The 26,669-nt window shown below is 72.8% G+C and carries 23 protein-coding genes; 16 read left to right on the top strand and 7 right to left on the bottom strand.

What is annotated here, in order from left to right; translation table 11 throughout:
• Nucleotides 1–187 precede the first annotated feature (187 nt).
• Both ACLJQF_RS37535 and ACLJQF_RS37530 read right to left on the bottom strand, forming a co-directional pair.
• Nucleotides 188–1,216, bottom strand: a complete 1,029-nt coding sequence (locus ACLJQF_RS37535) for a DNA polymerase IV (protein WP_410615034.1) — start codon at nucleotides 1,214–1,216, stop codon at nucleotides 188–190.
• 27 nt (nucleotides 1,217–1,243) lie between these two features.
• Nucleotides 1,244–1,507, bottom strand: a complete 264-nt coding sequence (locus ACLJQF_RS37530; RefSeq protein WP_410615033.1) for a DUF3040 domain-containing protein — start codon at nucleotides 1,505–1,507, stop codon at nucleotides 1,244–1,246.
• Between the two features lie 262 nt (nucleotides 1,508–1,769).
• Here ACLJQF_RS37530 and ACLJQF_RS37525 point away from each other — a divergent pair, with 262 nt between their 5' ends.
• On the top strand, nucleotides 1,770–2,831 hold the full coding sequence (locus tag ACLJQF_RS37525; RefSeq protein ID WP_410615032.1) for a cobalamin-independent methionine synthase II family protein: 1,062 nt from the start codon (nucleotides 1,770–1,772) through the stop codon (nucleotides 2,829–2,831).
• 27 nt (nucleotides 2,832–2,858) lie between these two features.
• Here the strand turns inward: ACLJQF_RS37525 and ACLJQF_RS37520 are convergent, their stop codons facing one another.
• Together ACLJQF_RS37520 and ACLJQF_RS37515 are read right to left on the bottom strand one after the other, a co-directional pair.
• Nucleotides 2,859–3,125 carry a LysE family translocator gene (locus tag ACLJQF_RS37520; RefSeq protein ID WP_410615031.1) on the bottom strand — a complete coding sequence of 89 codons (267 nt, stop codon included), beginning with the start codon at nucleotides 3,123–3,125 and terminating at the stop codon, nucleotides 2,859–2,861.
• Nucleotides 3,122–3,490, bottom strand: coding sequence for a LysE family translocator (locus ACLJQF_RS37515; protein WP_410615030.1), 369 nt, complete (start codon nucleotides 3,488–3,490; stop codon nucleotides 3,122–3,124). The genes ACLJQF_RS37520 and ACLJQF_RS37515 overlap by 4 nt, the downstream gene beginning before the upstream one ends.
• A 76-nt stretch (nucleotides 3,491–3,566) precedes the next feature.
• Here ACLJQF_RS37515 and ACLJQF_RS37510 point away from each other — a divergent pair, with 76 nt between their 5' ends.
• Complete coding sequence (locus tag ACLJQF_RS37510; protein ID WP_410615029.1) at nucleotides 3,567–4,202, top strand: GTP cyclohydrolase II; 636 nt, start codon at nucleotides 3,567–3,569, stop codon at nucleotides 4,200–4,202.
• Between the two features lie 19 nt (nucleotides 4,203–4,221).
• Here ACLJQF_RS37510 and ACLJQF_RS37505 read toward each other — a convergent pair whose 3' ends face one another.
• Nucleotides 4,222–4,752, bottom strand: a complete 531-nt coding sequence (locus ACLJQF_RS37505) for a MarR family winged helix-turn-helix transcriptional regulator (protein WP_410615028.1) — start codon at nucleotides 4,750–4,752, stop codon at nucleotides 4,222–4,224.
• Nucleotides 4,753–4,955: 203 nt separating this feature from the next.
• Between ACLJQF_RS37505 and ACLJQF_RS37500 the strand changes: the two genes are divergently transcribed.
• Entirely contained in the window at nucleotides 4,956–5,918 is a 963-nt protein-coding gene (locus ACLJQF_RS37500; RefSeq protein WP_410615027.1) for an MBL fold metallo-hydrolase, read from the top strand.
• The gene (locus ACLJQF_RS37495; protein ID WP_410615026.1) at nucleotides 5,915–7,405 is read left to right on the top strand and encodes an FAD-dependent monooxygenase; all 1,491 of its coding nucleotides are present in this window, start codon (nucleotides 5,915–5,917) and stop codon (nucleotides 7,403–7,405) included. The genes ACLJQF_RS37500 and ACLJQF_RS37495 overlap by 4 nt, the downstream gene beginning before the upstream one ends.
• Before the next feature lie 27 nt (nucleotides 7,406–7,432).
• Here the strand turns inward: ACLJQF_RS37495 and ACLJQF_RS37490 are convergent, their stop codons facing one another.
• Together ACLJQF_RS37490 and ACLJQF_RS37485 are read right to left on the bottom strand one after the other, a co-directional pair.
• Complete coding sequence (locus tag ACLJQF_RS37490) at nucleotides 7,433–8,434, bottom strand: LacI family DNA-binding transcriptional regulator (protein WP_410615025.1); 1,002 nt, start codon at nucleotides 8,432–8,434, stop codon at nucleotides 7,433–7,435.
• A gap of 82 nt (nucleotides 8,435–8,516) precedes the next feature.
• Nucleotides 8,517–11,543, bottom strand: a complete 3,027-nt coding sequence (locus ACLJQF_RS37485; RefSeq protein ID WP_410615024.1) for a discoidin domain-containing protein — start codon at nucleotides 11,541–11,543, stop codon at nucleotides 8,517–8,519.
• A gap of 169 nt (nucleotides 11,544–11,712) precedes the next feature.
• Here ACLJQF_RS37485 and ACLJQF_RS37480 point away from each other — a divergent pair, with 169 nt between their 5' ends.
• The 12 genes from ACLJQF_RS37480 to ACLJQF_RS37425 all read left to right on the top strand — a co-directional run bounded on the left by ACLJQF_RS37480 (nucleotide 11,713) and on the right by ACLJQF_RS37425 (nucleotide 26,667).
• Nucleotides 11,713–12,468 carry a sulfite exporter TauE/SafE family protein gene (locus ACLJQF_RS37480; protein WP_410615023.1) on the top strand — a complete coding sequence of 252 codons (756 nt, stop codon included), beginning with the start codon at nucleotides 11,713–11,715 and terminating at the stop codon, nucleotides 12,466–12,468.
• 29 nt (nucleotides 12,469–12,497) lie between these two features.
• The gene (locus tag ACLJQF_RS37475; protein WP_410615022.1) at nucleotides 12,498–14,759 is read left to right on the top strand and encodes a xanthine dehydrogenase family protein molybdopterin-binding subunit; all 2,262 of its coding nucleotides are present in this window, start codon (nucleotides 12,498–12,500) and stop codon (nucleotides 14,757–14,759) included.
• Nucleotides 14,756–15,226 carry a (2Fe-2S)-binding protein gene (locus ACLJQF_RS37470; RefSeq protein WP_410615021.1) on the top strand — a complete coding sequence of 157 codons (471 nt, stop codon included), beginning with the start codon at nucleotides 14,756–14,758 and terminating at the stop codon, nucleotides 15,224–15,226. The genes ACLJQF_RS37475 and ACLJQF_RS37470 overlap by 4 nt, the downstream gene beginning before the upstream one ends.
• On the top strand, nucleotides 15,223–16,035 hold the full coding sequence (locus ACLJQF_RS37465; protein WP_410615020.1) for an FAD binding domain-containing protein: 813 nt from the start codon (nucleotides 15,223–15,225) through the stop codon (nucleotides 16,033–16,035). The genes ACLJQF_RS37470 and ACLJQF_RS37465 overlap by 4 nt, the downstream gene beginning before the upstream one ends.
• 98 nt (nucleotides 16,036–16,133) lie before the next feature.
• Nucleotides 16,134–16,802 (top strand): flavin reductase family protein, encoded by a 669-nt coding sequence (locus tag ACLJQF_RS37460; RefSeq protein WP_410615052.1) that lies wholly within the window; start codon nucleotides 16,134–16,136, stop codon nucleotides 16,800–16,802.
• 335 nt (nucleotides 16,803–17,137) lie between these two features.
• Nucleotides 17,138–17,980 carry an ESX secretion-associated protein EspG gene (locus tag ACLJQF_RS37455; RefSeq protein WP_410615019.1) on the top strand — a complete coding sequence of 281 codons (843 nt, stop codon included), beginning with the start codon at nucleotides 17,138–17,140 and terminating at the stop codon, nucleotides 17,978–17,980.
• A 19-nt stretch (nucleotides 17,981–17,999) separates the two neighbouring features.
• Nucleotides 18,000–18,470, top strand: a complete 471-nt coding sequence (locus ACLJQF_RS37450; protein ID WP_410615018.1) for a hypothetical protein — start codon at nucleotides 18,000–18,002, stop codon at nucleotides 18,468–18,470.
• 8 nt (nucleotides 18,471–18,478) lie between these two features.
• The gene (locus tag ACLJQF_RS37445) at nucleotides 18,479–20,434 is read left to right on the top strand and encodes a hypothetical protein (RefSeq protein WP_410615017.1); all 1,956 of its coding nucleotides are present in this window, start codon (nucleotides 18,479–18,481) and stop codon (nucleotides 20,432–20,434) included.
• Nucleotides 20,435–20,438: 4 nt separating this feature from the next.
• Nucleotides 20,439–20,783 carry a type VII secretion target gene (locus tag ACLJQF_RS37440; RefSeq protein ID WP_410615016.1) on the top strand — a complete coding sequence of 115 codons (345 nt, stop codon included), beginning with the start codon at nucleotides 20,439–20,441 and terminating at the stop codon, nucleotides 20,781–20,783.
• Nucleotides 20,780–21,325 carry a YbaB/EbfC family nucleoid-associated protein gene (locus ACLJQF_RS37435; protein ID WP_410615015.1) on the top strand — a complete coding sequence of 182 codons (546 nt, stop codon included), beginning with the start codon at nucleotides 20,780–20,782 and terminating at the stop codon, nucleotides 21,323–21,325. Before ACLJQF_RS37440 ends, ACLJQF_RS37435 begins: the two co-directional genes overlap by 4 nt.
• Nucleotides 21,319–26,187 carry a DUF6531 domain-containing protein gene (locus ACLJQF_RS37430; protein WP_410615014.1) on the top strand — a complete coding sequence of 1,623 codons (4,869 nt, stop codon included), beginning with the start codon at nucleotides 21,319–21,321 and terminating at the stop codon, nucleotides 26,185–26,187. The genes ACLJQF_RS37435 and ACLJQF_RS37430 overlap by 7 nt, the downstream gene beginning before the upstream one ends.
• 3 nt (nucleotides 26,188–26,190) lie before the next feature.
• Nucleotides 26,191–26,667, top strand: coding sequence for a hypothetical protein (locus ACLJQF_RS37425; RefSeq protein WP_410615013.1), 477 nt, complete (start codon nucleotides 26,191–26,193; stop codon nucleotides 26,665–26,667).
• The last annotated feature ends 2 nt before the right edge of the window (nucleotides 26,668–26,669 follow it).

Below are 26,669 nucleotides of genomic sequence, written 5' to 3'. Positions count from 1 at the left end.
CAACTCGCCGGCGGTGTGGTGAGTTGGCCGTTCCCGCGGGTGAGTTGGTTGTTCCGGTTGGTGAGTTGGCCGCCGGGGGCTGCCTGGGTGCGTTTCCGGGCGGCGCAGACGCCCGCCGCGCCGTAGGTAGTCAAGTGACCGTCGGCTCTAACACTGTTTCTCACTCACGAGGGCCGCGGCAGACCGCTCACGACTCTTCGCGCGGGAACTCGGCCCGCACGCCCAGCAGCCGCACCGCGCGGGTGAGCTCGAACATCCCGAGCACCTCCCGCGCCGCGCGGTCCAGCTCGTCCGCGTCCGACGTCGGTTCCAGGAGCGTGATGCTGTGCGTGTGGGTCAGGAACGGCACGAACCGCACCTTGACCGCCACCCGCGCCGCCGGGCGGCCTTCTTCGAGCACGTCCTGGGCGACGCGCTTCGCCAGCGCCGAGACCTCGGCCGCCATGTCCGCCGGGTCCGTCAGGTCGCGCTGGAAGGTCGTCTCGCGGCTGCGGGAGCGGGCCACCCACGGGGTCGCGCTCACCTCGGCGTCGCTGATGCCGCCGCCGAGCAGCCGCAGCCACGGGCCGGTCTTCGGGCCGAACCGGGCCGCCAGCTCCGCCGGGTCGGCGCCGGCCAGGTCCAGGACCGTGGCGATGCCCAGTTCGGCGAGCTTCTTGGCCGTCTTGCCGCCGATGCCCCACAGCGCGTCGGTCGGGCGGGCCGCCATCACGTCCCACCAGTTCTCCTCCGTCAGCCGGTAGATCCCGCCCGGCTTGCCGAACCCGGTGGCGAGCTTGGCCCGCAGCTTGTTGTCGCCGATCCCGACCGCGCACGACAGACCCGTCTCGCGCGCCACCGCGTCCTTGATCGCGACGGCCAGCGCCTCGGGGTCGGCCGTCTCCGCCCCGACGAACGCCTCGTCCCAGCCCAGCACCTCGACCACCACCGGCAGCTCCCGCACCGCGGCCATCACCCGGGCCGACACCTCGAGGTAGGCGTCGGGGTCACTGGGCAGGAAGACGGCGTCCGGGCAGCGCTTGGCGGCGATCCGCAGCGGGATGCCGGACTGGACGCCGAACTCGCGGGCTTCGTACGACGCCGTCGCGACGACGGCGCGTTCGGTGGGGTCGCCGTTGCCGCCGACCACCACGGGCTTCCCACGCAGCTCCGGGTGACGGGCGATCTCGACCGCGGCGATGAACTGGTCGAGGTCGACGTGCAGGACCCACTTCACGCCGCCCAGTCTGCCGCAAAACCCGGTTCAGATCCGATGTCGCGCCACGTGGGTCCAGACGGTGCCGGTGAGCGCGATGATCCCGCACAGCGTCACGCCCGGGTCGGGCAGCACCAGGCCCAGGACCAGCAGCGTCACGGCGGCGATGTCGAAGAAGATCAAGACGGCGCTGCGGAGCGCGCGCGACTTCGGGCGCCGGCCATCGCATAACGCGGCCGCCAGATCGGGGTCGCTGAGCTCCAGGCTGCGCTCGATCTTCTCGAGCTCGGTGCGGTCGTGGTGACTGAGCATCGGGCCTCCTTCGGCGCCGAACCCGCCGTCTCGCCGTAGCGAATACCCAATCGTCCTCCTTGCTAACCGCCGAACGCCTTCTGATTTCGTGCTCTTCTCTGGGCCGACCGGGTGATCCGCGCTCCGTGACCGGCTCCGGCCACGTTAAGTTGCCCTCTGAACGTGGCCGGTCATGGCCGACGGTGGGTGGGGGCGGCCGGGTGGCCACGTCCTGTCGTCGTGCCGACGGCCGGTCGAGCCCTTCAAACAGCCGGAGGACTTCATGACCCTGCCCACCGAACCGATCGGCAGCATCCCGCGTCCCGCCTACCTCGTCGAAGGCCTCGGCGAGTTCGCGGCCGGGCGGATCGACGCCGCCGCGCTCGCCGAACTCGAGAGCCGGGCGGTGGCCGACACCATCCGCCGGTTCGAGGAGACCGGCTCGCCGGTGCTGACCGACGGGGAGCAGGGCAAGCCGAGCTTCGCGACGTACCCGCTGGCCGGGCTCGAAGCCCTGGCGCCCGACGGCGTCGTCATCCCGTTCGCCGACGGGCACACCCGCCAGCTGCCCCGGCTCACCGCGGGCCCGTTCCGCTACGCGACGCACGCCGGCTCGTACCTGACGCGGGCGAAGACGCTGACCGACCGGCCCGTCAAGCAGGCGGTGATCGCCGCGTCCGCGCTCTCGCTGATCTACCCGGGCGACGGCATCGAGGGGTACCCGCAGGAGCAGTTCGTCGCCGACCTGGTCAACGAGGCCGAGGCGGACATCCGCGGCAGCCTCGACGCGGGCGCGGACAGCGTGCAGATCGACTTCACCGAGGGACGGCTGTCGCTGAAACTCGACCCGTCCGGCGGGCTGCTGCGCCAGTTCGTCGAGCTCAACAACGCCGTCCTCGACCGGTTCACCGCCGAGGAGCGCGCGAAGATCGGCGTCCACACCTGCCCGGGCGGCGACCAGGACTCCGTGCACAGCCTCGACGTCGACTACGCGGGCCTGCTGCCGGCGTTGTTCGACCTCAAGGCCGGCCGCTTCTTCGTCCAGCTGGCCAGCGAAGCCGACCCGGAGCGCGCGTTGCGGGTGATCGCCGAGCACCTCAAGGCCGACCAGCGGGTGTTCGTCGGCGTCACCGACCCGATCGACCCGCGGGTGGAGACCCCGGACGAGGTCCGGGACCGGGTGCTCACCGCGGCGAAGTACCTGCCGGCCGACCGGCTCGGCACCTGCGACGACTGCGGGTTCTCGCCGTTCGCCGACGACACGTCGACCTCGCGCGACATCGCGTTCGCGAAGATCGCCGCCCGGGTCGAGGGCACGCGCCTGGCGTCGGAGAAACTCGGCTGAGCGAACGGCGTGAGCCCGCCCCCGGGCTCACGCCGCCTCGGCGGCCACCTTCAGCCCGAGGGCGACGAGCACGGTGCCCAGGACGCCGTCGAGGACCCGGCGCACGCGGCCGGCGCCGAAGAACCGTTTCAGCGCCCCGACGACGAGGGCGAGGGCGCCGAACCACAGGACCGTGCCGGCGGTCGCGATCGCGGCGAGTTCGAGCGTCTGCAGGGTGGAGCCGTCGGCGGGCAGGAACTGGGGGAGCAGGGCCAGGAAGTACACGGCCACCTTGGGGTTGAGCAGGTTCGTCACCAAGCCCTGGCGGAACGCGGCCCGGCGGCGAGCTGCCGGGCCTCGCCGGCCACCGCGAGGTCCCGGTACTCGCCGCGGCGCACGGCCAGCCACGCCTTGCCGCCCAGGACGACGAGGTAGGCCGCCCCGGCCAGCTTGACGACGGTGAAGGCGACCGCCGACGCGGTGAGCACGGCGGCGACCCCCAGGGCGATCGCGACCACCCAGGCGAAGACCCCGAGCGCGATCCCGGTGCCGGCGGCGATCCCGGCCCGCCGCCCGCCGCTGAGCGCCGAGCGCGTCACGACGACGAAGTCCGGGCCGGGCGACATCGCCCCGAGCACGACGACCAGCAGGAACGAGGCGGCGGTGGCACCGGGGATCATGGGCCGAGAATACGACCCGGCCGCCACTGTTTTTCCCCTGGAAGTTCGAATTTGAACCTCGTGTAGGGTCGATCTTGTGGGTGATTCCAGGGGCGAGGACAGGCCGGCCGAGGTGCGGACGCGGGTGCGGATCCCGCTGCGGTTCGACGGCGGCATCGCGGTCGACGCCGAAGCCGTGACGTTCCGTGGCCTGGCCGACGGCGGCGAGCACCTGGCGTTCGTCCTGGGCACCCCCGGCGAGGTGCCGCTGGTGCGGCCGCATTCGGAATGCCTGACCGGCGACGTCTTCGGGTCGGCGCGTTGCGACTGCGGCCCGCAGCTGGCCGAGGCCGTCACGCGGATCTCCGAAGCGGGCGGGTACCTGTTGTACCTGCGCCAGGAGGGCCGGGGGATCGGGCTGTACAACAAGCTCGACGCGTACGCGTTGCAGGACGGCGGGCTCGACACCTACGCCGCGAACGCCGCGCTCGGCCTGCCCGAAGACGCCCGCGACTACACGGTCGCGGCGCAGATGCTCGGCGCGCTCGGGGTGGCGAAGGTGGACCTGCTGTCGAACAACCCCGACAAGGCGGCGCAGCTGCGCGCGGCCGGCATCGCGGTGCGCGAGCGGGTGCCGACGGGCGTGTTCGCGACGGAGAACAACGTGCGGTACCTGCGGGCGAAGGCCGAGCAGACCGGGCACACGCTGAGCCTGCCCGGCCTGGCCAGCTGACCCGCGCGGCCGGGTCGCCTCAGGTGAGGCGCTGGGCCGCCGCCGCGGCCGGGCTCGTGGTCAGTTTCTCCAGGAGCCCGCTCAGGACCGTGCGCTCCTCGGGGGTCAGGGACGCGACCCAGGCCTGCTCGCGCCGGTTGTGCTCCTGGTAGGCGTCGGTCACCGCGGTGTGGCCCGGTTCGGTGAGCGCCAGCTCCACCGCGCGGCGGTCGTGGGGGACCGGGGTGCGCGTCACCAGGCCGTCCCGCTCCAGGGTTTTGACCAGCGCCGACACCGCCGCACGGCTCATCCCGGCGAGGCGGGCCACGTGGCGGGACTCCAGGGGGCCCGCCAGCCACAGCACGAACAGCACCCGGAAGCCGCCCCAGCTCCAGCCGCGGGGGCGGTGGACCGTCGACTCCCAGTCGTAGACCAGGGCGCCGGCCAGCCGGTGCAGCGTCAGGCCGAGGCGCATCGCCACCGGGTCGGTCGCGGGCAGCTCGGCCTGCGTCTTCCCGATCGCGTAGTCGACGAACGAGAGGTAGTCGAGGTCGGCCGGTCGGTCGGTCATGCCGCCCAGGTTAGGGCTCCGGCCCCGGGCGCGGCACCGATCGTGAGCAGCGTCCTTGGCAAGAGCCGGGCGGAGCGGCCCGCCTCGCCGCGCATGCTCCGGCGCGGCAGGTCAGGCCGGGCGAGAGGGTTCCGCGCGGCGGCTCGGCGGGCTAACCTCGCCCCCGAGGTAGTCAAGCCTTTGACGATCAAGGAGCGCTCGCCGTGACGAAGAAAGCCTTCGCCTCTTCGGCCGACCTGGCGGAGAAAGCGCAGACCCTGGAAGTCCTCGCGGACGGCGTCTACGCGCTGACCGCCGAAGGGGACCCGAACATCGGCGCGATCGAGGGCGAGGACTTCCTCGTCTGCTTCGAAGCGCTGGCCACGCCCGTCGTGGCGGGGGAGTGGCTCGCGAAGCTGCGGGAGCACACCGACAAACCGGTGCGTTACCTGGTGCTCAGCCACTACCACGCCGTGCGCGTGCTGGGCGCGTCCGCGTTCGGCGCCGACGTGATCGTCGCGCACGAGAACACCCGCGCCCTGGTCGCCGAGCGCGGCAAGGAGGACTGGGAGAGCGAGTTCGGCCGGATGCCGCGGCTGGCGAAGGGGGCGGCATCGGTGCCCGGGCTGACCTGGCCGACGCTGACCTTCTCCGACCGGCTCACGATCGACCTCGGCGGCGACCGCGGCGACCTCGAGCTGCAGTACTGCGGGCGCGGCCACACCGAGGGCGACATCGTCGCCTGGCTGCCCCGGCGGAAGATCCTCTACGCCGGCGACCTGGTGGAAGCCGAAGCCGCGCTGTACACCGGCGACGCGTTCCACCGCGACTGGGCGTCGTCCACTTTGGACCGGGTGGCGGCCTTCGGGGCGGAGACCCTGATCGGCGGCCGCGGTGGGGTGAGCCGCGGCCGCGAGGCGGTCGACGCCGCCATCGCGCAGACCCGCCACTTCCTGGACACGATGCTCCGCGAGGTCGGCGCGGTCCGGGACGCCGGCGGCACGCTCAAGGAAGCCTTCGAGCGTACCCATGCGGCGTTGAACGACCGGTACGGCCACTGGCCGATCTTCGAGCACTGCCTGCCCTTCGACGTCTCGCGGCTGTGGGACGAGCTGTCCGGGATCGAGCGGCCGGTGGTGTGGACGGCCGAGCGCGACCGCGAAGTCTGGGACCAGCTCCAGGGATGACGGTCGCGGTCCTCGGCAGCGGCCCGGTCGGCCAGACGGCCGCGCTGCTGCTCGCGCGCCAGGGCGTGCCGGTCGTGCTCGTCGACGAGCACGAGGTGCGCGACCCCGTCGGGTCCAAGGCCATCTGCCACCAGCGGGACACCTTGGACGTCTGGGCGTCGCTCGGTGCCGGCCGACTCGCCGAGGAGGGGCTCACCTGGACGACCGCGCGGACGTTCCACCAGGACCGGGAGCTGTTCTCGCTGACGCTGCCGGACGCGGGGTCCGCGCTCCCGCCGTTCGTGAACCTGTCCCAGGCCCGCGTCGAGGAGGTCCTGGACGAGCTGATCGCGCGGCAGCCGCTGATCGACGTCCGCCGCGGCCACCGGGTCACCGGCCTGACCCAGCCCGGCCGCGTGGTGGTCGACTGCGAAACGGCGGAGGGAACACGCCGGATCGAGGCCGACTACGCGATCGCGTGCACCGGTGCCCACGGCGACGTGGTGCGGCGCGCGGTGGGTGAGCGGCTGGCCGGCGTCTCGTTCGCCGAGCTCTTCCTGATCTGCGACATCCGCGCCGACCTCCCGGGCTGGGCGGCCGAGCGGCGGTTCTTCTTCGACCCGCCGTGGAATCCCGGCCGCCAGGTGCTGATCCACCCGTGCCCCGGCTCGCGGTTCCGGATCGACTGGCAGGTGCCCGACGACTACGACCTCGCCGCCGAGGAGAACGGCGGAGCACTCGACCGCCGGATCCGGACGATCATCGGCGACCGGCCGTACGAGGTCCGGTGGCGGTCTGTCTACCGCTTCCACACCCGGCTCGTCCGCCGGATGCGCGTCGGCCGCGTGCTGCTGGCCGGGGACTGCGCGCACCTGGTCGCGCCGTTCGGGGCACGCGGGCTGCACTCGGGGGTCGCGGACGCGGAAAACGCCGCGTGGAAGCTGGCGTCCGTGCTGCGCGGCGAAGCCTCGGGCGGGCTCTTGGACAGCTACCACGCCGAGCGGCACGCGGCGGCCGTCGAGAACGCCGAGGTGACGACGGCGACGATGGACTTCCTGGTCCCGCAGGACGACAAGCAGCGACGGCACCGGGCCGAGGTGCTGGCCAGGGCCGCGCAGGACCCCGCCGCGCACGCGGAAGTCGACTCGGGGCGGCTGGCCGAGCCGTTCTGGTACACCGGATCGCCGCTGACCACCCCGGATCCGGGCCGCCCGTTCGCCGGCCGCCCGCCACGCGGGGCGGTGCCGCCGCCCGGCCCCGGGATCCTGCTGCCGGACGTCACGGTCGCGGGAGCCCGGCTGCGCGACCTGGCGCGGCCGGGATTCCTGGTGCTGACGACGCCGGGCGTGCCCGCGGTGGGCCTGCGGTCGGCGGAAATCCCGGTGGGCGGGGCCCTGGGTGCGCGTCCGGGCGAAGCCTGGCTGATCCGCCCGGACGCGTACGTCGCCGCGGTGGCCCGGGACCCGACAGAGATCGGCCGGGCGCTGAGGCGCGCCACGGGTGGCTGACCGGCACTGCCCACAATGGACGGACGCCTAGCGCACCCGGGTCGACTCGCGGACCACCAGGGTCGTCGGGACGATCAGTGGACTCCCCGGGGCCGGCGCGCCGGCCAGGCGGTCCAGCAGCAGGCCGGCCGCCGTCTCGCCCATCTGCCGCAGCGGCTGGCGGATCGTGGTGAGCGGCGGCTGGGTGTGCGAGGCCAGGGGAATGTCGTCGAAACCGACCACGGCGACGTCCGCCGGCACCGCGCGGCCCGCCTTGCGCAGCCCGGCCAGCACACCCGCCGCCGTGAGGTCGTTGTGCGCGAAGACCGCGTCGAACTCCGGGCCCGAGCCGAGGAGCTGGAGGATCGCCGCCTCGCCGCTTTCGCTCGTGAAGTCGCCTTCGATGATCAGCCGCGGGTCGAGGGTCAGGCCCGCGTCGAGGACGGCCTCGTTGAAGCCGTTGAGGCGATCGGCGGTGCAGCCGAAGTCGTGCGGCCCGGTGACCGTGGCCAGCCGGGTGCGGCCGGTCTCCAGGAGGTGGCGGGCCGCGGACGCGCCGCCCTGCCGGTTGTCCGTGCCCACCGACGGGAACGCCGGACGGCGGCCGCGGTCGTCGATCACCACCACCGGCAGCCCGGAGTCGTGCAGCACGCGCAGGTGCCGCACCGCGTCCGGCGGTTCCACCAGCAGGAGACCGTCGAACGCCTTCGCCGACACCTGCCGCGAGAACTCGCCGAGGGAGTCGGCGCCGCGGTTGGCGGTGGACAGCAGCAGGCCGTACCCCTTCGACTCCACGACGTCCGCGACGCCCTGCAGCACCTCGCCCATCCACGGCCAGGTCAGGCCCGGCACCAGCATCCCGACGGTGCGCGTCACCCCGCGCGCCAGCCCGACCGCCCCGGCGCTGGGGATGTACCCGGTCGCGGCGATCACCTCGCGCACCCGGATCGCGGTCGCCGCGTCCACGTCGGCCTTGTTGTTGAGCACCCGCGACACGGTCGTCTTGCTCACCCGGGCGCGGCGGGCGACCTCGGCGATCGTGACGCGCATCCGTCCTCCCGATCGGGCGGTGGAAAGCTCCGTGGTGCCAAGGTACTCGCCCGCGGGCCCGCCGCGAGGTGTGCGAGATCGATCAAGTGCGGACGGACAGCCGCGTGAGGCTCGCATCGCCGGGCCGCCAGCGCGTCCGGACCGCCACGTACCGGGCCGGCCCGGTACGTGCCGTCGCGTAGGTGACGCCGTCGACGCCGGTTTCGACGGTCGCGACGGGGACGCGGCCGCGGGTCCAGGCCAGCTCGACCGCGGAAACCTCCAGCACCGCCCCGAGATCGACGACCATCCGGCCGTCCGGGCCCGGACGCCACGCCGTCGCCGGGTCGTCGTCGACGGCCGCCGCGGGGCTGGACATCCCCGGTGGCCGGGGGTCGGCGGGGAAGGTGGTCGCGCCGAGGGCGCGGTCGGCCAGCGGGTAGGGGCGGAGTTCACCGAAGACGACCGGCACGGTCCGCCGCGGCGGCAGCAGCACCGGCCGCGCGCGCCCGCCGTTCGGCGTCACGGTGACCAGCACGGGCAGCACCCCGGCCGGCGGGGTGAGCTCGACCCGGCTCGCGTCGCGGACGACCGCCTTCAGCCCGGCCGGGCCCCGCACGGTGAACCGGGACGGTTCGATACGGCCTTCCGCCGGAACCAGCGTGTAGGAAAGTTCCGTCCCGGTCCGGGTGACGATCTGCTCGCCGCGGTACAGCCGGGTTTCCCCCGGGAGGATCGCCGTTCCGCGCACCGCGCTGCCGGAGAGGTTGACCAGCACGAGGAACCCGTCGGTGACGCTCGCCTGCACCGCGGGCGCGGTGGTCGTGCGGCGCCCGGACGGCCGCGCGCCGGCCGGCCCGGGGTACAGCTCGGCGAGCAGCGGCGCGGGCGGGCCGTCGGAGAGCGTGACGCGGTTGCCGGCGACGGTGATCGGATTCGGGCCGGCGACGACGATCCCGGCGCGGCCGTCGACGTCCAGTCGGCCGCCGGTGCTCCGCAGGGCGGGGACCGGGTAGGTCGCCACCGGCGTCCAGGCCAGGCCGTCGGGCGAGGTTTCGATCCGGTACTTCCGGCCGGCGGCCGCTTCCCAGCTCAGCCGCACGCGGTCGAAGGCGGCCGGCGCGCCGAGGTCGACGGCGAGGCTGCTGTCCGCCCGCGTCCGGTCCGATGTGGACACTGCCCACCTCGTCGCGGCGTTGCCGTCGACGGCGTACTTCGCCTCCTTGCCGGCCGACGCCGAAGAAGCCGACGCGGTCCCGGCCCGCGCGAGATCCGGTCCGCCGCCGACGCGGACCTCGAACGCCCAGAGCGAGTAACCGTACTGCGGGTCCGGCTCGACGCCGAGCATGCGGACGTGCCGCGCGGTGACCGGGGCGAAGGTCAGCTCGTCGGTCCGGGCGCCGGCCGGCGCGGTCGCCGCCGGCACCGTCACGGTCCCTTCCGCGGCGGTGTAGGTCCGGTCGCCGTCGAGGCCGGGCACGCCGGGCATCGCGAGGTTGTGGACGTTCAGCACGCCTTCGCCCGTGGCGACGCCGCTGCTGGCGTAGACGGCGGCACCGGTGGGCAGGGTGGCGAGTGCCGCGTACCCGCTGTCGAAGCGCAGGACGCCGAGCGTGCCGTCGAAGCCGTCGCGGACCTTCGTGTAGGTCGTGGCGTGCCGGTCCCGCACCGCGAAGTTCGTGGCGGGAAGCAGCATCGGATCGGCGCCGCCGAGCACGAACAGCCAGTCGTCGTGGCGCGGCTGCCAGGCGAACTTGACGAACCCGGGCTTGCTGATCGTGCCCGCCCAGGCGGCCGGGGAGCGGTGGGCCAGCAGGCCCGGCCCGGGACCGAAGTCGGCGACTCCGGCGGCGTGGGCAGCGAACTCGGGCTCGCTCACCGGGACGACCGGGCCGCCGTGCGCGGCGCGCCACTCGTGCAGCAGGTAGCTGATGGCGAGTTCGGCGCGGGCCTCCGGCTCGTACTTCGGCTCGCCGGAGAACTTCGTGATCCGGTCGGCGGGCGGGTAGGCCTGGTAGGGCTCGAGGCGGGCCGCGAGGTCGGCCTCGGCGCGGGCGGCGTGGCGATCGCCGAGCACCTGGGCGCGGAAGGCGAGCGGGATGACGTCCCGGCCGTAGAGGTGCTCGCGGTCGGCGACCATCGGCATCAGCGGCTCGCCGGCGTCGCTGGTCATCAGCAGCATCGTGCGCCAGAGCAGTTCGCCGTTCGGCTGCGCGGTGAGCACTTCCGGCAGCGGCGTGCCGGCGGCGAGGAAGTGCATCGCGTTGCGGCCGGAGGTGCGCCAGAGCTCCTCCTGGTAGTGCGGGCCGAACGAACCGTGGTTCTCGACGAGGAAGGTGTCGTAGAGGTTCGTGGCGGTGTTCGCACTGATGGGACGGCCGTCGACGAGCGTCGGGTTGGCCAGGTCGGCGGCGGGCAGCCCGGCCTCGTTGCGGCTCCAGGCGCCGAAAGCGGCCCGCCAGTCGCCCGCCCCCGGGTCCGTGGGCGCCCACGCGAGCGCGGGGGCCAGCGACTGGGCGTAGACGCCCATCTCTTCGAGCTTGGTGTCGCCGACGTGGCCGCCGCGCAGGCCGTGGGGCGTCCAGCTGCCCGAGTCCGGGTCGTCGCCCGTGCCGAGCGCGGTGGTGTAGGCGGCCTGCCCGGTGGTGATGCGCTCGACGTGCTGCCGGGTGGTGTCGTCGAGGTCCGTCCACAGGAGACGGGCGGCGAGCACGAAGTACGACTGGAAAGTGGTGTCGAAGAACAGCTTCCGGCCCCACTCGGTGCCCCCGGCCAGCCGGTTCGACGCGGCGAAGCGCCGGATCGTGGCGAGGGTGTGCGTCCGGAGGGTCTCCCGGTCGACCCCGGCGATCGTGGCGTCGTAGCCGTCCCGGGTGAGCAGCACGGCGTTGCCGAGGACGACGGCGAAGGTGAAGTCCCGGGCCGGGTAGGTGCCGGCGACCGGGTCGAACTGCTGCTCGGCCCAGCGCGTGTGCCGCAGCAGCACCCGCAGGTAGGTCGCGGCGACCGGGTCCGGCGGGCCACCGGCCGCCGCGCGTGCGAGGCCCGGGAGCAGGCCCGAGGCCAGCGCGGCCGCCGCGCCGCCCGCGCCCAGCAGGCGGAGCGCTCCCCGCCGGTCCAGCTCGCCCATGCCCGGCCTCCCGCTCGTTGACAACCTTGTCAGCGCGGATTTTGGGATGCCGCCGCAGTATCGGGCAAGGCCGCCGCCGGATCCCGTCCGGTTTCGGACAACACCGTCGGACACCCTGCGAACGGCGACAGCCGGACCGGCAGCCACGGCGGCGTGGTGAGATGACAACGTGATCATCGACCCGTGGGTGCTGCTCCTGCTCGTGCTGGCCGGCGTCGGGGCCGGGCTGACCGGGGCGACCGCCGGGCTCGCGTCGCTGGTGTCCTACCCCGCGCTGCTCGCCGCCGGGCTGCCGCCGGTGACCGCCAACGTCACCAACACCGTCGCCATGCTCGGCACCACCGTGGGCGCCGCGGCCGGAGCCCGGCCCGAACTGGCCGGACAGCGGCACCGGCTCGTCCCGCTCTGCGCCGTCACCACCGTCGGCGGCGCGTGCGGCGGCCTGATCCTGCTGCTGACGCCGTCCGGCGCGTTCACCGTCATCGTGCCGTGGCTGATCGGCGGGGCGTCGCTGGTGCTGATGGCGGGACCGCGGCTGCGCCGGCTGGCCGAAGGCGCCGAACACCACGGCCTCAGCCCGGCGACCGGCGTGATCGCGTTCCTCATCGGGATCTACGGCGGCTACTTCGGCGCCGCCGCGGGCGTGCTCATGCTCGCGCTGCTGGTCACGGCCTGGAGCCAGCCGCTGGCCCGGACGAACGCGGCGAAGAACCTGATCACCGGCTCGGCGAACCTCCTCGCCGCGATCGTCTTTTCGGTCACCGGCAAGGTCGTCTGGCCGGCCGCGCTCGCCGTCTGCCTCGGCTCGCTCGGCGGCTCGTGGCTGGGGTCCAAGCTCGTGCGCCGGTTGCCGGCCACGCCGTTGCGCATCGGGATCGGGATCGGCGGACTGGGCCTGGCGGTCGTCCTCGCCATACGGGCATGATCGGCGGATATCGGCGAGCAGGAGACCAGATGAGCATTGTCGGGACCAGGGTGGTCCGCCGGGAGGACCGGAATCTGATCACCGCGGGCGGCACTTACGTGGACGATCTGCGGGCGGAAGCGCTTTCCGGTGCCGCGCACGCGGTTTTCGTGCGAAGTCCGATCGCGCACGCGCGGATCGGCGGCATCGACGTGAGTGCGGCGAAGGAGGCGCCGGGCGTGCTCGGCGTTTTCACCGCCGCGGACCTCGGGCTCGCCCCGCACCCCGCGGGGCCGGTGCCGGAACCGTGGCTGGCCGGCGAGGTGGTGCGCTACGTCGGCGAACCGGTCGCGCTCGTCGTCGCCGAAGAGCGCTACCAGCTGGCCGACGCGGCCGAGCTGGTCGACGTCGACTACGAGCCGCTGGACGCCGTCGTGACGATCGACGCGTCCCTGGCGGGCGAGACACTGCTGTTTCCCGAGCACGGCAGCAACATCGTGCAGGTCAAGGGCGCCGCGGAATTCGACGACGCGATCTTCGAAGGCTGCGAAGTCGTCGTCACCGAGACCATCCTCAACCAGCGCGTCGCACCGGCGCCCCTCGAAGTGCGCGGCGCCGCCTGCGTGTGGGGCGAGGACGGCAGGCTGACGGCCTGGCTGTCGACGCAGAACGCCCAGATGGCCCGCGGCCAGCTGGCCGCGGGCCTCGGCGTCGGCGAAGAGTCGGTGCGGGTGATCGCACCGGACGTCGGCGGCGGATTCGGCGCGAAGATCGGCGCGGACCCCGAGGCGACCGTGCTCGGCTGGGCCGCGAAACAGCTCGGGCGAGGCGTGCGCTGGGTCGAGTCGCGCAGCGAGAACCTCACGGCCATGACCCACGGCCGCGCGCAGCAGAACACCGTGACCATCGGCGGGAACCGCGACGGCACGGTGCTGGCGTACCGCCTCGACGTCGTCCAGGACGCCGGCGCCTACCCCCGGATGCTGCTGCTGCCGACGCTGACCGAGCTGATGGCCATCGGCGTCTACCGGTTCCCCCGGGTCGAGACGCGCAGCCGCGCGGTCGTCACCACCACCACACCGATCGGGGCCTACCGCGGCGCGGGCCGCCCGGAGGCGACGGCCGCCGTCGAACGCGCGATGGACCGCTTCGCCGCCGAGATCGGGCTGGACCCGGCCGAAGTCCGCCGGGTCAACTTCATCCGGCCGGAGGAGTTCCCCTACCAGTCGCCGACCGGAGCGTCCTACGACACGGGCGAGTACGCGGCGGCGCTGGACAAGGCCCTGGAAGCCGCCGGGTACGCGGAACTGCGCGCCGAGCAGCAGCGGCGGCGCGAGGCGGGCGACCCGGTCGAGCTGGGCCTGGGCATCGCGGCCTACGTCGAGATCACCGGCGGCGACGGCGCCGGCGAGAGCGGCCGCGTCGACATCCACCCGGACGGCTCGGTCGTCGCGTGGACCGGCAGCTCGCCGCACGGGCAGGGCCTCGGCACGTCGCTGGCGATGCTGCTGTCCGACCAGCTCGGCGTTCCGCTGGAGAAGATCACCGTCCGGCACGGCGACACCGACGAGGTGCCCAAGGCGGTCGGCACCTTCGGCTCCCGGTCGCTGCAGCTGGGCGGCTCAGCGATCCGGCAGGCGGCCGAAGAGGTGATCGCGCAGGCCCGTGAGCTGGCGGCCGACCTGCTGGAAGCGGCAGCGGACGACCTCGAACTGGACGCCGGGCGCGGCGTCTGGCAGGTCCGCGGCGCGCCGTCGAGCACGGTGCTCAGCTGGGCGCAGGTCGCCGAGAGGGCCGACGAGGGCAAGCTCTCGGCCGACGTCTGGTTCGGCGGCGGCAGCCCGACGTTCCCATTCGGCGCGCACCTCGCCGTCGTCGAGGTCGACACCGAGACCGGCAAGGTCGTGCTGCGCCGGATCGTCGCCGTCGACGACGCCGGCCCGATCGTCAACCCGCTCACCTTCCGCGGCCAGCGCCACGGCGGGCTCGGGCAGGGCGCGGCGCAGGCGCTGATGGAAGTCGTCACCTACGACGAGGACGGCAACCCGACGACCTCGACGCTGGCGGACTACTCGTTCATCACCGCCGTCGAGCTGCCGGACTTCGAGCTGGTCGACATGGTCACCCCGACCGACCGGAACCTGCTGGGCGTCAAGGGGATCGGCGAAGCGGCGACGATCGGCTCGACGCCGGCGGTGCACAACGCGGTGGTGGACGCCCTTTCGACCCGCGGGGTCAAGCACCTGGACATGCCCACGACCCCGATCCGGGTCTGGGCCGCACTCGAAGAAACCAAGGAGAGCGCGCAGTGAAGGTCTCGATCGAGGTCAACGGGCGGTCGCTGACCGAGGAGGTGCCGGACCGGACGCTCCTGGTGCACTTCCTGCGCGACACAGCCGGCCTCACCGCCACGAACGTCGGCTGCGATACGACGTCCTGCGGCGCCTGCACGGTGCTGCTCGACGGCGAGTCGGTCAAGTCCTGCACGGTGCTGGCCGCGCAGGCCGACGGCCACGCCGTCACCACCGCCGAGGGACTGTCCTCTTCGGACGGTTCGCTGCACCCCGTGCAGCGGGCGTTCGAGGAGCAGCACGGCCTGCAGTGCGGGTTCTGCACGCCGGGGATGATCATGGCGTCGGTGTCGTTGCTGGCCGACAACCCCAAGCCGACGCGCGACGAGGTCCGCGCCGGGCTCGAGGGGAACCTGTGCCGCTGCACGGGGTACCACAACATCGTCAGCGCCGTGATCGACGCTTCGGGACAGGAGGTGGACCGGTGATCCCCGCATCGTTCCAGTACCTGCGTGCGTCCACAGTGGACGAAGCACTGGCGTTGCTCGCCTCGCACGGCGACGACGTGAAAGTGCTGGCGGGCGGGCATTCCCTGCTGCCGCTGATGAAGCTGCGTCTGGCCGCGCCGGAGTACCTGGTGGACATCGGCCCGCTCGACGAGCTGCGCTACGTCCGCCTGGAAGGCGACGAGGTCGTCATCGGCGCGTTGTCCCGGTACAGTGCGCTGGTCCAGGACCCGGTGCTGCTGGAGCACGCGCCCCTGCTGGCACACGTGTCCGGCGAGGTCGGCGACCGCCAGGTCCGCCACCGCGGCACGATCGGCGGCTCCCTGGTCCACGCCGATTCGGCGGCGGACCTCCCGGCGGCGATCCTGGCCTCGGACGCGGTCCTGGTGGCCCGGGGCCCGTCGGGGGAGCGGCGCATCCCTGCGGCCGAGTTCTTCCTCGGCCCGTTCACGACACCGCTGGAGCCGGCCGAGTTGCTGACGGAGATCCGCGTCCCGGCCCAGACGGGCCAGGGCTGGGGTTTCGAGAAGTTCACCCGCCGCGCGATCGACTGGGCGATGGTCGGGGTGACGGTCGTGGGCGGCCGCGTCGGCCTGGTGAACATGGGCGGAGTACCCCTGCGGGCAACGGCCACGGAGGAAGCACTGGCGGCCGGGGCGTCGATCGAGGACGCGGCGGCGTTGGCGGCCGACGGGACGAACCCGCCGGACGAGCCCCACGCGACGGCGCAGTACCGCCGTCACCTGGCCCGCGTGCTGACCCGGCGGGCGTTGACGCAGGCTCTGCGTTGAGCTGACGGGGGCGGTACCTCTTCGTAGGTGCCGCCCCCTTGATCGCGACGGCCGATTCCCGCCAGCGCCGGTCCTGTGTGGACGGCAGGATCGATGGCGTGAAGACTGTTGCGCACACGCCCATCGAGCCGGGTATCCTGTATTTCGGTACGCCGGTGGTGTTGATTTCCAGTACCAATGAAGACGGTTCGGCCAATCTGGCACCGATGTCATCGGCGTTCTGGCTCGGGTGGCGGGCGGTGCTCGGCCTCGGGGTCCGGTCGAAGACCGCGCAGAACCTGGTGCGCACCCGGGAAGGCGTCCTGAATCTCCCATCCGAGTCGATGGCCCCGGCCGTCGACCGGCTGGCGCTGACGACCGGGTCGGATCCGGTGCCCGACGGAAAGCAGAAGCGCGGGTACTTCCACGTGGCGGACAAGTTCGGGCGGGCCGGGTTGACCGCAGTGGCGTCTTCGACTGTCGGGCCGCCTCGGGTCGGCGAGTGCCCGGTGGCGATGGAGGTCGTGGTCGAGGCGGTGCACCCGGTCGGGGACGATGGGGGAGTTGTTTCCTTCGAGGTGCGGGTCCAGCGGGTCTTCGTGCACGAGTCGATTCGGGCGGCCGGTGCCGAGGATCGGATCGATCCGGACGCCTGGCGGCCGTTGATCATGAGCTTTCAGAAGTTCTACGGGCTGGGGGCGCAGGTTCATCCTTCCACCCTGTCCCGGATTCCTGAGCGGCTGTACCGAGGGCCGGACATCGAGCGGGCTCGGGGGGTTGCTGTCTAGGGGCTTGCGTCGTGGTCGGTGGTGCTGATTCCCCGCGCGTTCGCTGCCGCCGACCTCGCCCGCCGACGATCGCCGCCCCGCCCGGTGGTGATCGTCGACGGTGCCGGCCGGTCGTACCCGTGCAAGCCCTCCGGCCGAACTCGATCACCGCGCCCGAGCGAGTACCTCGGCCCGCCCACCACTCCTTCGGGCGACAGGCCTTTGCCCGGCTGGTCCAGGGGATCGTGGTCTTTCGGGCATCCGGGTGGCGGTGCCGACGCCCCGCCCCGCCGCACTGCTAATGTTCATCGGAGAACTTGCTTGAAGGTTTGACGAAAAGGATCCGGCGAGGGGAAATGGCGGAGCGGTTCGAGTTCGACCTCGAGGTCTTCGAAGCACTCGTCGTCGGGCGGGCTACCGGGGGCGATGTTCGGCGGTACCCGCTGCGGACCGGGAACCTGCCCGCCGATCCGGTGCGGTTCGTGCACGTTGCGCGGCAGGTCTACGACTCGCTCGAGGAACGGCGGCTCTCCGTCTCCGGTGAGCTGCACCCCGGCGTCCGGATGGCCTTCGAACTCCTCGCCGAACCCCGGATCTCGGTTGCCGTGAGCGGGGTTGACGGGCTGGGGGCCGATGTGGCCGTGCTCGTCGTCAGCGACGGGGCTCAAGCTCTCGGGATCACGCAGGCTCCGGACACCGATGAACTGCTGTTCTCGCTGTTCGCCGACGAAGAGCTCGTCGAGGTCGTCACCGGGGTGCTTCCGCCGGCTCCCGCCGCCGGCACCGGACGGCACGTGGTGCACCGGGCCGCCGGGCGGGAGGTTTCCGCCATGGCCGCGAAACGGATCGCCGACGCCGAGTTCGACGAAGAAGAGACCGATGCCTTCGGGATGATCGAGGTCAAGGCCGTCGTGCGGCCCGGGCGGCGGCCGCCTGCTCCGAAACCGTCCGATGTCGCCGTGCTCGAACGGGTGCTGGCCGAACCTCGGCTGGGGGGCGGGCACATTGCCGTCAGTGCTCAGGGGCGGCGGGGTGAACGGCTGACCAACGAGCCGCTGAGCTGGCTCGACACCGCCGATGGCCGGTACCTCGTGCACACCCGGACCGGCGAGGCCGGGGAACTCACCGCCGAATACGTGCCGGCCGGGCGGGCCGATCTCGCGCGCGCCATCCGCGACGCGATCGCGGCTGTCTACTGACCGGGGAGGAGCAGTCCTGATGACGACGGAAGAGACCGACGCGGCGGCGCAGGCCGTCCAGGCCACCATGCAGATGCAGGCCGCGGCGACCCCCGAGGCGAAGACGATGGCCGCCGTGCGGGTCGGGCTGGCCGGGGCGCAGCTGAAGCGGCTGGCCCAGACCGGTGGCTTCGCCATCGACGACACCACCGGGAACCAGCTGATCGAGGCGCTCGAAGGCGTGCTCGAGTCGCTCGAGCAGCGGTGGGTGAACCTGCAGCGGCTGCACGACGCGCCGGCGATGAGCCGGACCGCCACCGGGCAATGGGTGTCCGCGCACATGGTCAGCACCGCCGCCGACGACCAGGGCCTGGTCACCCAGCTGCAGGCCGCGCGGCAGGAGTTCCCAACCTACATCGAAGCCATCAAGCTCGCCAAGAAGAACTACAAGTCCCGGGAAGAGACCACGCGCACGACGCTGACCTCGCTCCCGACCGCCGACCAGAGCTGAGGGAGACCGTGGCACCCACCGCCGAGTCCGTCTCGGACCCGTCGTCGCCGGACTACGACCCGCGCAGTCCGCTCTACGACGTGACCGCCGATTCGTCGTCGAAGTACTACGTCGGGCCGCTGACCACGGACGAGTCGCCGTCGGGCGACCAGATCCGCGAGATGGCCACCAGGCAGGTCGACGACGAGATCCGGGCCGGCTGGCTCGGCCCCGTCGTCGACCCGGTGCTGCGTGACAAGAAGATCCAGGAGCTCTACCAGCAGCACCTCAACGACGCCAAGCACGGCCTCGACGAGGGCCTCGCCATGCGCGAGACCGGCGGGGCGCCGCGCACGCTGTGGAACAACGCCAGCCACGAACAGATGAACGATGCCATCACGCTGGACGCCAACCCGGCGACCGTCGCGGAGACTTCGGAAGAGTGGGTGCGGGTCGGCAACGACCTCGGAACGCACCAGAAGACGCTGGCCGACGCGATCAACGCGAGCACGAACAACTGGCAGGGCGACGCCGGTGACGCCGTCCGGGAGCACCTCGCCGGCGTCGGCAAGTGGCTCGGCGCGACGGCACAGGGCGCGACGCTCGCCGGGCGCCAGCAGGAGATCCACTCCCAGGCGCTCAACGAGACCCAGCGGCAGATGGCCGCGAACCCGCCGGTCCAGTTCGACCTGCAGTCGACCAACCAGCGTCTGATGTCCATGACCGACCCGGTGCAGTACGCCGCGGCCGCGGGCGAAGCCGTGCAGACCTACCGGGCGCAGCAGGCCGCGCGCGACCACGCCGCGCAGATCATGACGCAGTACGACGAGACCATCGGCGGCGCGGTCGCCACCCCGCGGTTCCCGGCCCCGCCGAAGCTGCCGACGGCGACGGCGACCAGGCAGAACGTCGTCGCGCGTGGCGGCGCCGGGGCAGGTGGCGACGTGCAGCCGCTGATGGCGCGGACCGCGATGGACGGCGTGACCCCGCAGACCCCGATCGACGCCAACGCGGCCGCCGCCTTCGGTGGCGCGGGTGGGGCCGGTGGCGCGGGCATCCCCGGTGACGGCTCGGGCGCCGGTGGCTCCGGGTTCTCCGGCAGTGGCATCCCGGGGGCCGGTGGTTCCAGCGGCTTTTCCGGTTCCGGCATCCCCGGCGGCGGTGGCGCCGGCAGTGGTGCAGGTGGTGGCTCGGGTGGCGCAGGTGGCGGTGCGGGCTTCACCCCGCCGAACTTCGACGTCCCCGGGACGCCCGCCGGCGGCAACTTCAGCGGCGCCGGCATCCCCGGCTCCTCGCTGCCGCACTTCGACGACTCGACGACGTCCTCCGGCTTCTCACCCTCCGGTATCCCGAGCGGCGGGGGCACCGGTGGCAGCAGCTTCACCCCGCCGCCGATCCCGAACATCCCGGACATCCCGAGCAGCGGGGGCGGCGGCCGCGTCGGCGGCCCGATCCCCGGGTTCACCCCACCCGGCATCGACCCGATCACCGGGCTGCCCACCGGCAGCGGCGGGCTCAACACCCCCGGCGGGGCGAAGATGCCGACCATCGGCCGCGGTGGCGGGATCAACGGCGACAGCATCGCCAGCCGGCTCGGCGGGCTGAGCGGCGGCGGAGGCGGTGGCGGCGGCTCCCTCGGCGGGATCGGCGGCTCGGGGGCCGGTGGAGCCGGTGCTGGTGGAGCCGGGGCCGGTGGCGCAGGCCTGCGCGGCTCGGGCAGCTTCAGCGGCGGTGCCGCCTCCGGCGCGGCCGCGGAAGCCGAAGCGGCGGCGGCGCGCAACGCGATGTCGGGCCGCGGTGCGGCCGGCGCGGCGGGATCGCCGGGCATGGGCGGCATGGGCGCCGGCAAGGGCGGCAAGCAGGAAGACGACAAGGAACACAAGGCAGCCGACTACCTCGAAAGCGACGACCCGAACTTCTTCGCGGGCGAGGAGGCCGTCGCGCCGCCGGTGATCGGCGACTGGAAGAACCAGGATTGGAAGTGACGGCATGACAGCCCCCGGTTTCGAGGTCGAACCGGACGACCTGGTCGCGCACGCGAGTCACGTCGAGAGCCTGGTGGACCGGCTCAACACGGCGAGCTCGGCGGCCGACTCGGCGATGTCCGACCACGCCTACGGGCTGCTGTGCGCCTTCCTCCCGCCGATCATCCGGCCCACGGGTCAGGAGGCGAAGGACGCGCTGACGGCGTCGGCGGAAGGCGTGCGCGGGCTGGCGGACAACGTCACGTCGGCCGCGAAGACCTACCGGGAAGGCGAAGAAGGCAACGCGCAGCCGTTCGAGCGTCAGCTCGCGGCGTCGTCGCGCTCGGCGGAAGTGAAGGTGCGGTCATGACGGGACCCCAAGGACTGGGGGACCTGATCCAGGACCCCGACGAGACGATCCGCCGGATGGACGACTGGGCGGCCGGGTTCGCGGCGAAGGCGCAGCGCTACCAGGCGGCGCAGGAGCAGACCGAACGGCTGCGGCTGACCGCGACCAGCTCCGACGGCGCGGTCAGCGTGACCGTCGGCGCGGACGGCACCGTCAGCGACCTCACGTTCTCGAACAAGGTCAAGTCGTTCCCCCTCGAAGAGCTGTCGCGGCAGATCCTGACGACGATGCGCCGGGCGCAGGCCGGCATCGCCGACCGCGTCGCCGGCGTGATGGCCGAGCAGCTCGGCGACGAGGACCGCGAAACCCGCGGCGTGCTGCTCGACAATCTGCGTGGCCGGTTCCCCGACCCGGACGAACCGGACGAGCAGCCGCCCGCGCCGCCGGCTCCGGTGCCGCCGGCCCCGACGGCCGGCGCGGCGACCCCGCCGGCCCCCGGAACCCCGCCACCACCGCCGCGGCGGCCCGCTGCTCCCGACGATGAGGACAACAATCCGTGGTGAATCCGCTCGTCGCGGAAACGAAGGATTCCACGAAGGCGTATTCGGGTGTTTCGCTGCTGGAGTCGGCGAATGATCTGAAGTCGGCGATCGAGAGCGGGGACTGGGCGTCGGTGGCGCTCGGGGCTGTCGGGACGGCGTTGGATGCGTTGTCGATGGCGATGGATCCGTTCGGGGCGATTCTCGCGGCCGGGGTGGGGTGGTTGATCGAGCATGTCGGGCCGTTGAAGGAGGCTCTGAACGGTCTCACCGGTAATGCTGATGAGATCGCGGCGCAGTCGGAGACGTGGAAGAACATCGCCACCGAGCTGGGCAGTGTCGGTGAGGATTTGACCGGGATGGTCAAGGCGGACACGGTGTCGTGGACCGGCGCGGCGGCTGATACGTACCGGCAGCGGGCGCAGGACACGGTGACGTTGCTGGAGACGGCGCAGAAGGGCTGCGAAGGCGCCTCCAGTGGGGTGAAGACCGCTGGTGAGGTTGTCGCGGCGGTGCGCGCCCTGGTGCGGGACATCATCGCGGAGCTGGTCGGGCATTTGATCAGCTGGGCGTTGCAGGTGCTGTTCACTTTGGGTATCGGGATGACCTGGGTGGTGCCGCAGGTGATCACTGCGGTGGCGAAGACGGCGTCGAAGATCGCGGATCTGGTGAAGCGGTTGGTGACGGCGTTGAAGGCGCTGGTTCCGCTGTTGAAGCGGGCGGGTGATCTGTTTTCGGATGCGGCGAAGGCGTTGCGGAAGATCAAGCCGGGTAAGTCGGCGCCGCCGCCGAAGCACAGTGACATCAAGAGCAATCCGAAGGGTGACGGCACGACACCGTCGGGAGCGAAGGGTGACGGCACCACGCCCTCCGGCGCGAAGGGCGATCCGCCGCCGAAGACCGACCCGCCGCCGGCGTCGAAGGGACCCGACGACAACCCGAAGGGCCCCGACACCACACCCGGCGGCGGCTCGACCACGCCGTCGGGCGCGGGCAAGGGCGACGGCGGAAAGGGCGGCGGCTCGTCGAACAAGCCGGACAACCCGCGCGACCGCGGCGTCGGCCCGGACGACCGGGTCTGCAAGTCCGACCCGGTGGACGTCGCGAACGGCGACGTCGTGCTGGAACAGCGCGACCTCGAGCTGCCGGACCCGCTCCCGCTCGTGCTCGACCGGACGCACATCTCGTCCTACCGGGCCGGGCAGTGGTTCGGTCCCACGTGGACGTCCACTGTGGACCAGCGGCTGGAGCTCGACGACGAGCACGTCTGCTACTTCTCCGCCGACGGCCTGATCCTGGTCTACCCGCACGCCGAGCCCGGCGTCCCGGTGCTGCCGCTGGAAGGCCCGCGACGGCCGCTGACCCGCACGCCGACCGGCTACACGCTGCACGACCCGCCGGCCCGGCGCACGCTCACCTTCGCACCGCTGCCCGGCCGCGGCCGCGCGCTGCAGCCGCTGCAGCAGGTCGAGGACGCCGGTGGCGCCGTCCTTTCGTGCGCCTACACGCCTTCCGGTGAGCCGTCGCGCCTGACGCACTCGGCGGGCTACGAGGTGGCGCTCACCACCGACCGCGGCCGCGTGCTGGCGGTGGACGTCGTCGACCGCGACACCGGCTACCGCGTCCGCGCCGTCCGCTACGACTACGACCCGCGCGGGCGGCTGGTCGCGGTGGTCGACTCGTCGGAGACCCCGGTCCGGTTCGAGTACGACGACGCCGGCCGGATCACCGGCTGGCACGACCGCAACGGCGTCTGGTACCGCTACGTCTACGACGGCAGCGGGCGGTGCGTGGTCACCGTCGGGGACGGCGGCTTCCTGGACGGCCGGTTCACCTACGACAGCGGCCGGCGGGTCACGAAGTTCACCGACTCGCTCGGCCACACCAGCGAACACCACTTCAACGAGCTCGGCCAGCTCGTGCGCGACGTCGACCCGCTCGGCGCGGTCACCGCCTACACCTGGGACCGCTACGACCGCCTGCAGAGCCGGACCGGCCCGCTCGGCCACACGACGCTGTTCGAGCACGGCGAAGCCGGCGAACTGCAGGCGGTCGTGCGGCCCGACGGCAGCCGCGTCGCCGTCACCCGGCACCTCGACGGCGCCCTCGACATCGCGGTCGAAGCCGCCGGCCGGGTCTGGCGGCGGCACTACCCGGCCGGCTCCGCGCCCGACCCGTACACGACGCTGCCCGGTATCGCCGACGGTTCCGCCGAAGAAGCACCGGCCACCGACGAGCCCGGCACCGCGGGAGCCACCGCCGCGGAGGTGCGCGAGCGCGGGGACGGCACCGACCTGTTCGGCCGCCCGAAAGCCGTCGTCGACGCCGCGGGCGGGCGGTCCGCGCTGCGCTGGAGCGTCGAAGGCAAGCTCCTGGCGAGGACGACGCCGTCCGGTGTCCAGGAAGCCTGGCGCTACGACCGGCAGGGCAACGAACTCGGCCACACCGGCCTGCTCGGCCAGGCCGAAGCCCGCGAGTACGGCCCGTTCGACCTGCTGACCGCGGTCACCGACCCGACCGGCGCGCGCACCACGTACGCCTACGACACCGAGCTGCGCCTGGTCGCGGTGACCAACCCGGCCGGGCTGACCTGGCACTACACCTACGACCCGGCCGGGCGGCTCGCCGCCGAGTCCGACTTCGACGGCCGGGTGACCCGGTACACCCACGACGCGGCCGGACGCCTGGTGCGTTCCGAGTCCGGCGGCCTGGTCGTCGAGTACACCTACGACGTGCTCGGCAACGTCGTTTCCCGCCGCACGGCCGACGAGCTCACGACGTTCGCCCACGACCCGGTCGGCCGGCTCGCCGGCGCGGCGAACGCCGAGTCCCGGGTGGACATCGAACGCGACGACCAGGGCCGCGTCCTCGTGCACACCGTCGACGGCCGGACGCTTTCGTTCGGCTACGACGACAAGAACCACCTCGTGCGCCGCCGCACCCCGTCCGGAGTGGACAGTGTGTGGCGGTTCGACCCGGACGGCGTCCCGGTCGCACTGGAGACCGCCGGCCAGTCGATCCGCTTCGGGCACGACGGCGGCGCGGAAACCCGGCGCGTCTTCGGTGACGTCGTGCTCGAACAGGCCTACGCGGGGGAGCGCCTGACCGGGCAGGCCGTCACGGTCGCCGGGCGGCGGGTGCACACGCGCGGCTACGACTACCGGCCCGACGGCGAGCTCGCCGGCGTCGACGACGACGTCACCGGCCCGGTGCGCTACCAGCTCGACGCCGCCGGCCGGGTCACCACGGTCACCGGCCCGAACCGCGCCGAGCAGTACCGCTACGACGGCGCGGGCAACATCACCGGGACGGCCCGGGAACGCCGGTTCTACACCGGCACCCGGCTGACCGCCTCGGACAGTGCCGATTCCAGGAGCGCCGATTCCAGGAGCGCCGATTCCAGGAGCGCCGATCCCAGGAGTGCCGATCACCAGAGCGCGGCCTACGAGTACGACGCCCACGGCCGGCTCGTGTCGCGCCGGGACGCCGCGGGCGCCGGCTGGCACTACACGTGGAACGCCCTGGGCCGGCTCATCGGCGTGGTCACGCCGGACGGCAGCCACTGGCGCTACCGGTACGACCCGCTCGGCCGGCGCACCGCGAAGCAGCGGATCACCGCCGGCCAGGGCGGCGCCCCGGTGGTGGCCGAGCAGGTGCTGTTCACCTGGGACGGCACCACGCTCGTCGAGGAACAGGCCGGCACCCGGGTCACCACCTGGGAGTACCACCCGGACGACGGGAAGCCCCTGGCGCAGCTGGCCGCCGGGCGGCTGGCCACCGTGGTCACCGACCAGGTGGGCACGCCGATCGAGCTCGTCGACGCGGCCGGATCGCTGCTGTGGCGCGGGCAGGCGGACCTGTGGGGTGCCGACCAAGGCGACCCGGGCGGCACGCCGCTGCGGTTCCCCGGCCAGTACCGCGACGCCGAAACCGGCCTGCACTACAACGTCTACCGCTACTACGACCCGGCGACCGGGCGGTACCTGAGCCCGGACCCGCTGGGCCTCGACCCGGCGCCGAACCCGGTCGCGTACGTGGCGAACCCGCTCGTCGCGGCGGACCCGCTGGGGCTCACGGCGACGGTGTCGCCGTGCGGGAAGGTCAACGACGACCGGGTCCCGAAGCGCAAGCGCTCCGAGGACGACTCGACGAACGCGTCCGGCTCGGGCTCGAACAAGAAGCCGAACACCGGCAAGGACTACAAGCCCGGGGACATCGTCAACGACGATCTCAAGGACCCGGCGATCGACAAGTACAAGAACTTCCCGAAGGACGACCCGGACAACCCGCTCGGCAGGCGCCTGAAGGACGACGAGGGCAAGACGAAGGTCAAGCGGTCCGAGGACGTCGGCGAGGCCGGGGCGCACGACTACCTGAAGAAGGTCACCGGCAAGGACGACCTCGACATGATCACGCCGACGAAGGCCAACCCGCTGCCGGCGGGCAAGTACGGCACCAAGCCGGGCGAGCCGTGGCCGAACGCGGTCGCCTTCAACGGCAACAACGTCGCCGACGTCGCCTACTGGGACGGCAAGACCCTGCACGTCGTCGAGGCGAAGGGCAACGGTTCGACGCTGACCGGCGGCCCGATGCACGGCCGGGTGCAGAAGTTCGACCCGGACACCGGTGCCCCGGTGCCGCCCGCGAACCGGCCCAACGATTACCGGATGGACCAGGGCAGCACGGAGTACCTCAAGGACGTCGCCGCGAACATGAAGAACAGCAAGCCGGAGAACGCCACCTACGACGGCCGCGGCGAGGTCGGCGAGTCGATCTGGAACGCCATCCACAACAAGAACCCACCGGTGAAGTACGTTCCGGTCAACACGACGGTCGGCCCGGACGGCAAGGCCGTCGTCAAGGTGACGCCGGGGTACGGGGAGTAGGTCATGAGCTACGCGCTGGTCTTCCGCGCGATGCCGGTCGCCGAGTTCCGGGCGCGGGTCGCGGCCGACCCGGTGGTCGCGGCGTTCCGCGACGCAGGAGGGGGCGAACCTCCGCCCGAGGTGGCGGACGCGGTCGTGCGCACGGCCCTGGAACTGGGCGAGGAGGCCGGCCGGACCGGGCACTCCTCCGCGGGCGGCGACCGGTTCCGCGAAGAGCTGTTCGATGGCGTCCTCGCCGGGCTGCTGGGCGCCGACGTGGCCGACCACCTGCTCTCGCGGAACTTCGAAGGCATCGTCTGGTACGACTACCCGATGGTCGGGTTCGTGCCGGCGGATGAGCTCGCCGAAGCCCTCGCGAAAGCGGGCGAGGCCCGCCCCGGCGACCTGGACGAGGACGACGCCCAGGTGATCGACGCCGTGCTCGCCGCCCTGCGCAAGGTGGCCGAGGCCGGGCAGGACGTCGTCACCGTGTACGGCTGAGC

Origin of the sequence: Amycolatopsis sp. lyj-109 (assembly GCF_046548995.1) — a bacterium.
GTDB lineage: Bacteria > Actinomycetota > Actinomycetes > Mycobacteriales > Pseudonocardiaceae > Amycolatopsis.
The sequence above is the reverse complement of the archived record's forward strand: the minus strand, read 5'-3'. Positions and strand labels throughout refer to the sequence as shown.